Annotated in this window: 10 protein-coding genes; 6 read left to right on the top strand and 4 right to left on the bottom strand. The window is 73.3% G+C overall.

Annotated elements, in window-relative coordinates:
* The first annotated feature begins 2 nt into the window (after positions 1–2).
* A complete protein-coding gene (locus WN71_RS13625) occupies positions 3–833 on the top strand; it encodes a M55 family metallopeptidase (protein WP_046589247.1) in 831 nt (276 codons plus the stop codon).
* A gap of 102 nt (positions 834–935) precedes the next feature.
* Here the strand turns inward: WN71_RS13625 and WN71_RS13620 are convergent, their stop codons facing one another.
* Both WN71_RS13620 and WN71_RS13615 read right to left on the bottom strand, forming a co-directional pair.
* Positions 936–1838: an NAD(+)/NADH kinase gene (locus tag WN71_RS13620; protein ID WP_046589246.1), complete on the bottom strand. Its 903-nt coding sequence runs from the start codon at positions 1836–1838 to the stop codon at positions 936–938.
* Positions 1835–2938 (bottom strand): SPFH domain-containing protein, encoded by a 1104-nt coding sequence (locus WN71_RS13615; protein ID WP_046589243.1) that lies wholly within the window; start codon positions 2936–2938, stop codon positions 1835–1837. Before WN71_RS13615 ends, WN71_RS13620 begins: the two co-directional genes overlap by 4 nt.
* 179 nt (positions 2939–3117) lie before the next feature.
* Between WN71_RS13615 and WN71_RS13610 the strand changes: the two genes are divergently transcribed.
* The 3 genes from WN71_RS13610 to WN71_RS13600 all read left to right on the top strand — a co-directional run bounded on the left by WN71_RS13610 (position 3118) and on the right by WN71_RS13600 (position 7134).
* Positions 3118–4341, top strand: a complete 1224-nt coding sequence (locus tag WN71_RS13610; RefSeq protein WP_046589241.1) for an arginine deiminase — start codon at positions 3118–3120, stop codon at positions 4339–4341.
* A 153-nt stretch (positions 4342–4494) separates the two neighbouring features.
* The gene (argF, locus tag WN71_RS13605) at positions 4495–5502 is read left to right on the top strand and encodes an ornithine carbamoyltransferase (protein ID WP_046589239.1); all 1008 of its coding nucleotides are present in this window, start codon (positions 4495–4497) and stop codon (positions 5500–5502) included.
* A gap of 126 nt (positions 5503–5628) precedes the next feature.
* Positions 5629–7134, top strand: a complete 1506-nt coding sequence (locus WN71_RS13600; RefSeq protein WP_079177845.1) for an amino acid permease — start codon at positions 5629–5631, stop codon at positions 7132–7134.
* On the opposite strand, the gene WN71_RS13595 is transcribed toward WN71_RS13600, so the two are convergent.
* Positions 7094–7546, bottom strand: coding sequence for an ATP-binding protein (locus WN71_RS13595; protein WP_046589238.1), 453 nt, complete (start codon positions 7544–7546; stop codon positions 7094–7096). The genes WN71_RS13600 and WN71_RS13595 overlap by 41 nt on opposite strands.
* Positions 7547–7839: 293 nt before the next feature.
* Here WN71_RS13595 and WN71_RS13590 point away from each other — a divergent pair, with 293 nt between their 5' ends.
* Together WN71_RS13590 and WN71_RS13585 are read left to right on the top strand one after the other, a co-directional pair.
* Positions 7840–8739, top strand: coding sequence for an enoyl-CoA hydratase family protein (locus tag WN71_RS13590; RefSeq protein WP_079177844.1), 900 nt, complete (start codon positions 7840–7842; stop codon positions 8737–8739).
* Complete coding sequence (locus WN71_RS13585) at positions 8736–11096, top strand: bifunctional salicylyl-CoA 5-hydroxylase/oxidoreductase (protein WP_240529647.1); 2361 nt, start codon at positions 8736–8738, stop codon at positions 11094–11096. The genes WN71_RS13590 and WN71_RS13585 overlap by 4 nt, the downstream gene beginning before the upstream one ends.
* Before the next feature lie 175 nt (positions 11097–11271).
* Here WN71_RS13585 and WN71_RS13580 read toward each other — a convergent pair.
* The coding region (locus tag WN71_RS13580) for an elongation factor 1-alpha C-terminal domain-related protein (RefSeq protein ID WP_420856497.1) at positions 11272–12055 on the bottom strand (784 nt) is incomplete at its 5' end.

Genomic DNA, 12055 nt, shown 5'->3' with positions numbered 1-12055 from the left:
CCGTGCGGATCTACATCAGCGCCGACATGGAGGGCGTCACCGGCCTCGTCGACCGCGACGACGTCCAGCCCGACGGGCGCGACTACGAGCGCGGGCGCCGGATGATGGCCGAGGACGTCAACGCGGCCGTGCGCGGAGCGGTCGCCGCCGGCGCGGTCGACGTCCTCGTCAACGACGCCCACGGCCCGATGCGCAACCTGCTCCCCGAGGCGCTGCACCCGGCGGCCCGGCTGGTGCGGGGCAAGCCCAAGCAGATGGGGATGCTCGAAGGGCTCGCGCCGGAGCACGACGCCGTGATCTGCGTCGGCTACCACTCCCGGGCCGGCGCCCTCGGCGTGCTCAGCCACAGCTTCATGGGCCACGAGATCGAGGACATCTGGCTGGACGGCCGCCCGGTCGGCGAGATCGGCCTCGCACAGGCCACCGCGGCCGCGCTCGGCGTGCCCGTGGTGGCGCTCACCGGCGACGACACGGCCTGCACCGAGGCCACCGAGTGGGACGCCTCGATCACGGCGGTCGCGGTCAAGTACGCGCACGGCCGGTTCGCGGCGGAGCTGCGCCCCGAGGACGACGCGCGGCGGGCGATCGAGGACGCGGTCACCGCCGCCCTCACGCCCGCCCCGGCCCGCCCGCCGGTCCGCGAGGAGCCGGCCGTCCTGGAGGTCCGCTGGCAGTCGGCGTCCGTCCCGGCGACCCTGCTCGGCATCCCCGGCGTCACCGCCCCGGACAGCCGCACGGTCCGCGCGGAGGGCGAACTCCCGCTGCTGTACCGGCAGTTCGGGGTGTGGATGCGGGTCGCGGCGTCCCTGACGAACCAGCCGCCGTACTGCTGAGATCCCGTCCAGGAGGGGCCCGCGCCCTCCCGCCGGGAGGGGGTCGCGCCCGTCACCCCACGGAGGGGCCCGTGCCCTCCCGCCGGGAAGGGGTCGCGCCCCTCACCCCACCAGCCGCAGCCGCTGCTCGCACACCCCCACGCGGACCGTCTGGCCCCAGGTCAGTTCCACCGCGTCGCCCTCCATCCCGTCCCCGAAGGCGATCAGCCGTTCCGACTCGACGGTGAGGGCGAGCCGGGTGGCGCGGGCGAGTTCGCCCGCGACCAGCGAGGTGCCGGTGGCGGGGGAGGGCCAGGCCTCCCGCACGAACCACAGCAGCCGTTCCTCCGTGGGGGACGGCAGCCGCAGCCCCGAGGCGCCCCGCTCCTGCCACACCGAGCGGATCCAGCCGGTCGCGCCGGTGCCGGTGCCCACCAGCACCCCGGAGGAGGCCTGGGCCTCGACGGCACCCCCGTCGCCGTCGAGGCCCAGGCGGTACCGGGCGGTCTGGTGGCCCGGCGCGCCGAGGTAGATCTCGTTCAGGGCCACCAGCCGCTGGGTGTCGTCGGCGACCGCCTCGACCATGGTCAGCTCCTGCGCGCCGGTGGACCGGGCGAGGGCCGACGGCAGCAGCGCCGCCGCGTCCCCGGCCCGGTGCCGTACCAGCACACCGGGGTTGCGCCCCGGGTCGGAGTCGATGCCCACGACGGGCTGCCCCGCCAGGTACTTGGCGACGTTGGCCACCAGCCCGTCCTGGCCGACGACGACCACCACGTCCTCCGGCGCGAACAGGAAGCGGTCCAGGTCGGCCCGTTCGACCCGGGCCTGGCGCCAGGTCAGCGGCACCGCCCCGGCCACGTCGGCGAGCGCCTGCCGGGTCCGCCGGTGCCGGGCGGCGACCTCCTCGATGTCCCGGCCGCGGGAGGCGAGGAAGAAGGCGGCCTGCCCGTGCGTGCCGTGGTGGGCCACCAGCTCCTCGTACTCCGTGGTGCGGTGGACGATCACCACGCGCGGGGCGAGGCTCACTCGCGCTCCCCGCCGCCGAGCCGCGCGAGCAGCCCGGTCAGCACGTCCGGCGAGATCGTCACACTCTCGATGTGCGGCAGGTTCTCCGCGAGCCGGGTCCCGGTGAGCGCGTGCAGCGTCGCCACGTCGACCTCGCCGTGCACCCGCAGCCAGGCGGCCTGCGCCGCGGCCCGCGCCTCGCCGACCTCGCGCGCCCCCTCGGCCTCGGCCCGCGCGAGCTTCACCGACCGGGCCGCCTCGGCCTCGGCCAGCTTGACCGACCGGGTGGCCTCCGCCTCGGCGAGCTTGACCGACCGCGTGGCCTCCGCCTCGGCCAGCTTGACCGTGCGGGCCGCCTCCGCTCCCGCGCGCACCGCGTCCGCCGCCGCGTGCTCCTCGGCCTCGCGACGCGCGTTGGTGCCGCGCTGCTCGACCAACTGCTCTTCGCGGCGGGCGAGTTCGATCTGGCTGGCCAGCTCGTTCTCGGCGATCGCGCGCTCCCGCTCGACGGCCACCGCGCGCCGCTCGTAGGTCGCCCGGTCGGCCTCCTGCTGGATCTGCTCGCGGGCCGGCGTGCGCAGCGCGCGCTCCACCTCGGGCTCGGGGCGCAGCGCCACCACGCGGACGGCGACCACCTCGATCCCGGTGGCGGGCAGCCGCGGCTCGGCGCCGAGGCCCGCCGCGACCCGCTCGCGGACCGCGGCCACCCCGTCGACCAGCGCGTCCGACAGCGGCGTACGGGCGAGCACGTCGAGCGCGTGCTGCTGGGCCGTCTCGGTGAGCAGGGTGCCCAGTTGCTCCAGCGGGGCGCCGCGCCAGACCCCGGTGTCCGGGGAGATGGAGAAGTCCAGGCGGGCGGCGGCGGTCGCCGGGTCGCTGATCCGGTAGGTGACGGTCGCCTGCACGGTCACGTCCTGGAAGTCCGCCGTACGGGCGTGGAAGGTCATGGCCAGTTCGCGGTCGTCGACCGGGACCTCCGACAGCGCGGCGGTCAGTGCGCGGAACCAGAAGCTCAGCCCCGGTCCGTCGTGCGCGAGCTCGCCCGCGCGGTGGTGTCTGATGTGCGCGGTCGGCGCCCCGCGCAGATGGCGCCAGCCGAAGCGCCGGGTGATGTCGGCCATGGTTCCCCTCCCGTATTTTCGTCATTACGACGATAACAACACGGACCGCTTGTCGTCAAGAGGACGAGAACCGGTCGTTCCGGTCGCTTCCGGCGGTGAGGCCCGGCACAAACGCTCGAAAACGCGCGGAACCGCTCAAGAGGAGGGTGAAGGCGGGCCCCGATGGTCAGGATGGAGGCATGGGATTCCATGTCGACTCCGAGGCCGGGCGGCTGCGCCGCGTCATCCTGCACCGGCCCGATCTCGAGCTCAAAAGGCTCACCCCCAGCAACAAGGACGCCCTGCTCTTCGACGACGTGCTCTGGGTGCGGCGGGCCCGCGCCGAGCACGACGGCTTCGCGGACGTGCTGCGCGACCGCGGGGTCACCGTCCACCTCTTCGGCGACCTGCTCACCGAGTCCCTCGCGATCCCCGAGGCGCGCGCCCTCGTCCTGGACCGGGTCTTCGACGAGAAGGAGTACGGCCCGCTCGCCACCGACCATCTGCGCGCCGCCTTCGAGAAGCTGCCCGCGCGCGATCTCGCCGAGGCGCTGGTCGGTGGGATGACCAAGCGGGAGTTCCTGGAGGCGCACGCGGAGCCGACCTCCGTGCGGTTCCACGTCATGGACCTCGACGACTTCCTGCTGCGGCCGCTGCCCAACCACCTCTTCACCCGGGACACCTCGGCGTGGATCTACGACGGCGTCTCCATCAACGCCATGCGCTGGCCCGCCCGGCAGCGCGAGACCGTGCACTTCGAGGCGATCTACCGGCACCATCCGCTGTTCCGGGACGAGACCTTCCAGGTGTGGTCCGAGGGGCAGGCCGACTACCCGTCCACCATCGAGGGCGGCGACGTGCTGGTCATCGGCAACGGCGCCGTCCTCATCGGCATGAGCGAGCGCACCACCCCGCAGGCGGTGGAGATGCTCGCCCACAAGCTGTTCGCGGCCGGCTCCGCGCGGACCATCGTCGCGCTCGACCTGCCGAAGAAGCGGGCGCTGATGCACCTCGACACGGTGATGACGATGGTCGACGCCGACGTCTTCACCCAGTACGCGGGCCTCGGGATGCTCCGCTCGTACACCATCGAGCCGGGCGCCCAGGACAAGGAGCTGAAGGTCACCGACCATCCGCCGGAGCACATGCACCGGGCGATCGCCGCCGCCCTCGGCCTCAGTGAGATCCGGGTGCTGACCGCGACCCAGGACGTGCACGCCGCCGAGCGCGAGCAGTGGGACGACGGCTGCAACGTGCTCGCCGTCGAGCCGGGCGTGGTCGTCGCCTACGAGCGCAACGTCACCACCAACACCCATCTGCGCAAGCAGGGCGTCGAGGTCATCGAGATCCCGGGCAGCGAACTGGGCCGGGGCCGCGGCGGCCCGCGCTGCATGAGCTGCCCGGTCGAACGGGCGGCCGTATAGGGAGCGCGGGACCCGCGATCGGGCAGGCCTCGCGAGCCGGGCGGTCGAACGCGCGGCCGTACGGCAAGCGTGTGGCCGTATAGAAATTCAGAATCTCGTATACACTTCCAGGGTCACCTGTTCCTGTACCCCCGTATCTCTGGAGCGCCCCTCATGGCGACAGCCCCGACCGCCCTCGCCGGCCGCCACTTCCTCAAGGAGCTGGACTTCACCGAGGCCGAGTTCCGCGGCCTGGTCGAGCTGGCCGCCGAGCTGAAGGCCGCCAAGAAGGCCGGGACCGAGACCCGCCGACTCCAGGGCCGGAACATCGCGCTGATCTTCGAGAAGACCTCGACGCGCACCCGCTGCGCGTTCGAGGTCGCCGCCGCCGACCAGGGCGCCTCGACCACCTACCTCGACCCTTCCGGCTCGCAGATCGGCCACAAGGAGTCGGTGAAGGACACCGCGCGCGTCCTCGGCCGGATGTACGACGCGATCCAGTACCGCGGCGACAGCCAGCAGAAGGTCGAGGCGCTCGCCGAGTACGCCGGCGTCCCGGTCTACAACGGGCTCACCGACGACTGGCACCCCACCCAGATGCTCGCCGACGTGCTCACCATGACCGAGCACTCCACGAAGCCGCTCGGCGGGATCGCGTTCGCCTACCTCGGCGACGCCCGCTTCAACATGGGCAACTCCTACCTGATCACCGGCGCCCTGCTCGGCATGGACGTGCGGATCGTCGCGCCGAAGAGCTACTGGCCCGACCGGCAGGTCGTCGACCGCGCCCACGAGCTGGCCGCCGCGAGCGGTGCCCGGATCACGCTCACCGAGACCGTGGCGGAGGGCGTGCTCGGCGCCGACTTCGTCGCCACCGACGTCTGGGTCTCCATGGGTGAGCCCAAGGAGGTCTGGGACGAGCGGATCACGGCCCTCGCGCCGTACGCGGTGACGATGGACGTGCTGCGCGCCACCGGCAACCCCGACGTGAAGTTCCTGCACTGCCTGCCCGCCTTCCACGACCTCGGCACCGCGGTCGGCCAGGACATCTTCGAGCGCCACGGCCTGACCTCCCTGGAGGTGACCGACGAGGTGTTCGAGTCCGCCCACTCGGTCGTCTTCGACGAGGCGGAGAACCGGCTGCACACCATCAAGGCGATCCTGGTCGCCACCCTGGCCTGAGCGGCTGCTGTCCTCTTCTGTCTGATCTGCCCCTATCCTGTTCGGCGGCCGGGAACCACCCCTTCCGCGGCCGCCGCGCGACCCACCCCGTCGCATCCGCCCCACCGGAGAACGAGCGTCATCCGCATGTCCCGCATCAAGTCCCCCGCCCTCCTGGTCGCCCAGGCCGGCACCGGCCACGGCCTCAAGCGCACGATGGGCCGCTTCCAGCTGATCTGCTTCGGCGTCGGCGCGATCGTCGGCACCGGCATCTTCGTCGGCCTCTCCGACTCGGTCGCCCAGGCCGGACCCGCGGTCGTGGTGTCCTTCCTGCTCGCCGCGATCACCTGCGTGTTCACCGCCTTCTCCTTCGCGGAGCTGGGCGGCGCCATCCCGGTCTCCGGCTCGTCGTACTCCTTCGCCTACGCCGGTCTCGGCGAGACCACCGCGTTCCTGGTCGGCTGGTGCCTGCTGCTGGAGTACGGCATCTCGATCTCGGCGGTCGCGGTCGGCTGGAGCCAGTACGTCAACGAACTGCTGCACAGCCTGACCGGCCTCACGCTCCCGGCGGCCCTGTCGGCCGGACCCGGCGACGGCGGAATCGTGAATCTGCCCGCGGTGATCGTCATCGCGATGGCCGCCGTGCTCCTGGTGCGCGGCGTGCGCGAGAGCGCGCGGGCCACGGCCGCGATGGCGCTGCTGAAGCTCGCCATCCTCGCCGCGTTCTGCGCGGTCGGCTACAGCGCCTTCAAGGACGGCAACCTCACCCCGTTCTCCCCGGCCGGACTCGGCGGCGTCGGCGCGGGCACCACGGCCGCGTTCTTCTCCTACATCGGCTTCGACGCGATCACCACGGCCGGCGAGGAGGCGAAGAACCCCCGCAAGGACATCCCCGTCGCCATCCTGGTCTGCATGGGCGTGGTCACCCTGCTGTACTGCGCCGTCGCGCTCGCCGCGATCGGCGCCGTCGGCGGCCACCAGGTCGGCAGCCGTCCGGCCGCCCTGTCGTACGTCGTCAACGAGGTCACCGGCTCCACCGTCGGCGGCGGGATCATCGCCTTCGGCGCGGTCGTCGCGATCGCCTCGGTCGTGCTCGCCGTGATGTACGGCCAGACCCGCATCCTGCTGTCGATGTCCCGCGACGGCCTGGTCCCGCCGGTCTTCGCGAAGGTCGACCGGCGCACCTCCACCCCGGTGGCCGGCACCCTGATCGTCGCGGCGGTCTTCGCCGTCCCGGGCGCCTTCTCGTCCCTCGACGCGGTGGTCGGCCTGTGCACCATCGGCACGCTCGCGATCATGGCCGTGGTCAACATCGCGGTGATCGCGCTGCGCCGCAGCGAGCCGGGCCTCACCCGCAGCTTCCGGGTGCCGCTCTACCCGGTCATGCCGCTGCTCGGTATCGGTTTCTGCCTGTACCTGATGTACGAGACGGGCGTGACGACCTGGCTCCAGTTCGCCGTCTTCCTGGCCGTCGGACTGCTCGTCTACGCCGGCTACGGGCGCCGGCACTCCACGCTGGTCGCGGGCGCCGTGCAGGCCGTGCCGGTCGCGGAGGACGCCGAGGTCACGGCTCTTCCGGGCGCCGGGGCGACGGTCCTCGCGGGGGTCGAGGTCACGCCGGGCGCCACTGAGCCGGCACGACAGGGAGCCTGAACCACACCGCCTTGCCCGACGGGGTGGGGCGGTGCCCGCAGGACGAGCTGAGGGAGCGGATCAGCAGCAGCCCCCGCCCGTGCTCCAGCCACGGGTCGGGCTCGCGCACGGCCGGGCGGGTCAGGTCGCCCGGCGGCTGCGGGTCGGGGTCGTGCACCTCGACCGTGCAGCCGGACGGCACCAGCTCCACGACCAGCTCTATCGGGTCGTCCCCCGTCGTGTGCTCGACGGCGTTCGCGACCAGCTCCGCGGTCAGCAGCTCCGCGGTGTCGCAGTCGGCTCCGTGCTCCAGCTCCGTCATCGCGGTGCGCACCAGCGCACGCGCCACCGGCACGGCCGCGGCGGTGTGCGGCAGCGCGATACGCCAGGAGGCGGACGACGAGGGGCGATCGTGCACGGTGAGTCCGTTCATGACGCAGGTTCCTGGTGTGGACATCAGGCGGTCCTGCTTTCAACTTCAGGAATGGTACGACGCACGCGACGGGCGTGCCCGGCGGGCGTCGCGCGGGGCCCACGGCCCCGCTACAGGCGGCCTACCCACTGCGGCGCCCGTCCCTGCACGCCTCCGCGCTTTGTTACCGCCCTATTGACGAGCGGTGACAAAGGGACGGTCGAGGCGTGTCTATGTCGCCATCATGACGACGGTCACAGATAGGTGATAACTTCGTCATGTGTCCGCGCCACCGCCCGAGGAGGCCGCACGTCATGACCGAGTTCACCGGATCCACCGGTCCCGCCGGCTCCACCGATCCCACTGGTTCCACTGATCCCACGGGCTCGGCCGGTTTCACCGGCTCCGCGGCCCGCACACCCGAGTGGCGGCATCTGCGCGTCACCGTCGCGGACGGGGTCGCGACCGTCACCCTCGCCCGCCCCGACAAGCTCAACGCGCTCACCTTCGGCGCCTACGCCGACCTGCGCGACCTGCTCGCCGAGCTGTCCCGCGAGCGGTCCGTGCGCGCGCTGGTGCTGGCCGGCGAGGGCCGCGGCTTCTGCTCCGGCGGTGACGTGGACGAGATCATCGGCGCCACCCTCGGCATGGACACCGCCCGGCTGCTCGACTTCAACCGGATGACCGGCCAGGTCGTGCGCGCCGTACGCGAGTGCCCGTTCCCGGTGATCGCCGCCGTGCACGGGGTGGCGGCGGGCGCCGGGGCGGTCCTCGCGCTCGCCGCGGACTTCCGCGTCGCCGACCCGTCCGCCCGGTTCGCCTTCCTCTTCACCCGCGTCGGGCTCTCCGGCGGCGACATGGGCGCCGCCTACCTGCTGCCCCGGGTCGTCGGTCTCGGCCACGCCACCCGGCTGCTGATGCTGGGGGAGCCGGTCCGCGCGGCGGAGGCCGAACGCATCGGCCTGATCAGCGAGCTCACCGAGGAGGGCCACGTGGACGAGGCCGCCCGCGCGCTGGCCCGCCGGCTGGCCGACGGACCGGCCCTCGCGCACGCGCAGACCAAGGCGCTGCTCACCGCCGAGCTGGACATGCCGCTCGCGGCGGCAGTCGAGATGGACGCCGCCACCCAGGCGCTGCTCATGCACGGCGAGGACTACGCCGAGTTCCACGCGGCGTTCACCGAGAAGCGCCCCCCGAAGTGGCGGGGGCGATGACGATGACCGGTCCGGCCGACGCGCCCCGTCACTCCGGGGACGAGATCCGTCACTCCGGGGACGAGACCCGCCACTCCGGGGACGAGACCCGCCGGGTCGCGGTGGTCGGCGGCGGCCCCGGCGGCCTCTACGCGGCGGCCCTGCTCAAGCGCGTCGACCCGGCCCGCGAGATCACCGTCTGGGAGCGCAACGCCCCCGACGACACCTTCGGGTTCGGCGTCGTCCTGTCCGACGAGACCCTCGGCGGCATCGAGCACGCCGACCCCGTCGTCCACGCGGCCCTCCAGCGGCACTTCGTGCGCTGGGACGACATCGACATCGGGCACCGCGGCTCCCGCCACACCTCCGGCGGCCACGGTTTCGCCGCGCTCGGCCGCAAGCGCCTGCTCCAGATCCTCCACGACCGCTGCCGTTCTCTCGGCGTGGACCTGCGCTTCCGCACCCCGGCGCCCCCGCCCGACGTCCTCGCCGAGGCCTACGACCTCGTCGTGGCCGCCGACGGCGTGAACAGCGCGGTCCGCGAGGCGTACGCCGACGTCTTCCGGCCGCGGGTGACCTCCCACCGCTGCCGCTACATCTGGCTCGCCGCCGACTTCGCCTTCGACGCCTTCCGCTTCGAGATCGCGGAGGCCGAGCACGGCGTGATGCAGCTGCACGGCTACCCCTTCTCGGCCGACGCCTCCACCGTGATCGTGGAGATGCGCGAAGAGGTCTGGCACGCCGCAGGGTTCGACGAACTGGGCGAGGAGGAGTCCGTCGCGCGCTGCGCGAAGATCTTCGCCGACGTGCTCGGCGGTCGCCCGCTGAAGTCCAACCACTCCGCGTGGACGACCTTCCGCACCGTCGTCAACGAGCGCTGGTCGCACGGCAATGTCGTCCTGCTGGGCGACGCGGCGCACACGGCCCACTTCTCCATCGGCTCCGGCACCAAGCTCGCCGTCGAGGACGCCCTGGCGCTCACCGCCTGCCTGCGCGAACAGCCCGGCCTCGCGGCCGCGACGGCCGCCTACGAGCAGGAGCGCAGGCCGGTCGTCGCCTCCACCCAGCGCGCCGCGCGGGCCAGCCTGGAGTGGTTCGAGGACATCGCCCTCCATCTCGGGCAGTCGCCGCGCCAGTTCGCCTTCAACCTGCTCACCCGCAGCCGCCGGGTCACCCACGACAACCTCCGGCTGCGCGACCCCCGGTTCACCGCGGCCGTGGAGCGCGAGTTCGGCTGCCCGCCCGGCACGCCCCCGATGTTCACCCCGTTCCGGCTGCGCGGACTGACCCTGCGCAACCGGGTCGTCGTCTCGCCCATGGACCTGTACTCCGCCACCGAGGGCGTCCCCGGCGACTTCCACCTCGTGCACCTGGGCGCCCGCGCCCTCGGCGGGGCCGGCCTGGTCATGACCGAGATGGTGTGCGTCAGCGCCGAGGGGCGGATCACCCCCGGCTGCGCGGGCCTGTACACCGGCCGCCAGGGCGAGGCGTGGAAGCGGATCACCGACTTCGTGCACGCCCAGGCGCCCGGCAGCGCGATCGGCGTGCAGCTCGGGCACAGCGGCCGCAAGGGCTCGACCCGGCTGATGTGGGAGGGCATGGACGAGCCGCTGCCCGCCGGCAACTGGCCCCTGGTCGCCGCCTCCCCGCTGCCCTACCGGCCCGGCAGCCAGACCCCGCGCGAGCTGTCCCGGGCCCAACTCACCGACATCCGCGAACAGTTCACCGCCGCCGCCTGGCGCGCCGCGCGGGCCGGCTTCGACCTGCTCGAACTGCACTGCGCGCACGGCTATCTGCTCTCCGGCTTCCTCTCCCCGCTGACCAACCGGCGCACCGACGCCTACGGCGGCTCGCTGGAGAAGCGGCTGCGCTTCCCGCTCGAGGTCTTCGACGCCGTACGCGGGGTGTGGCCGGAGGAGCGGCCGATGACCGTGCGGATCTCGGCCACCGACTGGGCCGAGGGCGGGACGACCGCCGAGGACGCCGTGGCGATCGCCCGCGCCTTCGCCGCGCACGGCGCCGACGCGATCGACGTGTCGACCGGGCAGGTGGTGGCCGAGGAGCGGCCGGAGTTCGGGCGGTCGTACCAGACGCCGTTCGCCGACCGGATCCGGCACGAGGTGGGGATCCCGGTGGTCGCGGTCGGCGCGATCTCGTCCTGGGACGACGTCAACTCGCTGATCCTGGCGGGTCGTACGGACCTGTGCGCGCTGGCCCGCCCACATCTGTACGACCCCCAGTGGACCCTGCACGCGGCCGCCGAGCAGGGCTACGCGGGGGAGGGAGCGGTCTGGCCCGCCCCCTACCGCGCGGGCAGCAGGCGCCCGCAGACCGGCCGCACCGACGCCCCCCGTCCCCGGCTCACCCTGGGCGGCTGACCCCCCGGCGGCCTGACGGGGCCGGACGGCCCCCCGGGCGGCCGGAGCGGTCCGAGGGGCCGGAGTGCCCGGAGCACTCGAACCGGCCGCGGCGCCCGATCCGGCCGTAGTGCCTGATCCAGCCGTAGTGCCCGATCCGGCCGTAGTGCCCGGAGGGGCCGGGTCCGCGCCCGCCTCACCGGTCGCTGTCGACCATGCCCGCCGTCAGGGTCGCGCCGTCCGCCGGGTCGACGATGATGAACGCGCCGGTGCGCCGGGAGGTTCGGTAGTCGTCGAGCGCGAGCGGCTCGGCGGTGCGCAGGGTGACGCGGCCGAGGTCGTTCACGCTCAACTCGGGCCTGCCGTCGAGGTCCTTGACGATCGCCTTCACCGTCCGGGTGGTGTGCTTCAGCAGGACCCGGTCGCCGACCCTGAGCGGCCGGTCGGCGAGGTGGCAGACGGCGGCCCGCACGTCCTTGGTGAGGTCGGGCACGTCCACGCCCGCCGTGATCATGTCGCCGCGCGCGATGTCGCGCTGGTCCGCGAGGCGCAGCCCGATCGACTGCGGCGCGCCGGCCGCCGCGACCTCCCGGCCCAGCAGGTCGATCCCGGTGATCTCGGAGGTCTCGCCGGACGGATGCACCGTGACCCGGTCGCCCACCCGCAGCGATCCGGACACCAACTGGCCCGCGTAGGAGCGGATCTCACCGTGCCGGATGACGTACTGGACGGGGAAGCGGGCGGGCGCGTCGGACGGGTCGGCGCCGACCGGGACCTCCTCCAGGAACTCCAGCAGCGCGGGGCCCTTGTACCAGCCCATGCGCGCCGAGCGCGTGACGACGTTGTCACCGGCGAGCGCGCTGACCGGGATCGGCGTGAAGCCGTCGAGCCCGGTCTCGGCCGCGAACGCCGCGAAGTCGCGCACCACATGGTCGAATCGCGCCTCGTCGTAGTCGACGAGGTCCATCTTGTTGACGGCG

It is taken from the genome of Streptomyces mangrovisoli (assembly GCF_000974985.2).
GTDB classification, from domain to species: Bacteria; Actinomycetota; Actinomycetes; order Streptomycetales; family Streptomycetaceae; genus Streptomyces; species Streptomyces mangrovisoli.
This window is presented reverse-complemented; position numbering and strand designations above follow the sequence as displayed.

Bases quoted from the DNA above. Each gene is read 5' to 3' on its own strand.
- WN71_RS13615 (WP_046589243.1), bottom strand. From the start codon at position 2,938: ATGGCCGACATCACCCGGCGCTTCGGCTGGCGCCATCTGCGCGGGGCG.
- WN71_RS13610 (WP_046589241.1), top strand. From the start codon at position 3,118: ATGGGATTCCATGTCGACTCCGAGGCCGGGCGGCTGCGCCGCGTCATC.
- argF (WP_046589239.1), top strand. From the start codon at position 4,495: ATGGCGACAGCCCCGACCGCCCTCGCCGGCCGCCACTTCCTCAAGGAG.
- WN71_RS13600 (WP_079177845.1), top strand. From the start codon at position 5,629: ATGTCCCGCATCAAGTCCCCCGCCCTCCTGGTCGCCCAGGCCGGCACC.
- WN71_RS13595 (WP_046589238.1), bottom strand. From the start codon at position 7,546: ATGAACGGACTCACCGTGCACGATCGCCCCTCGTCGTCCGCCTCCTGG.
- WN71_RS13590 (WP_079177844.1), top strand. From the start codon at position 7,840: ATGACCGAGTTCACCGGATCCACCGGTCCCGCCGGCTCCACCGATCCC.
- WN71_RS13585 (WP_240529647.1), top strand. From the start codon at position 8,736: ATGACGATGACCGGTCCGGCCGACGCGCCCCGTCACTCCGGGGACGAG.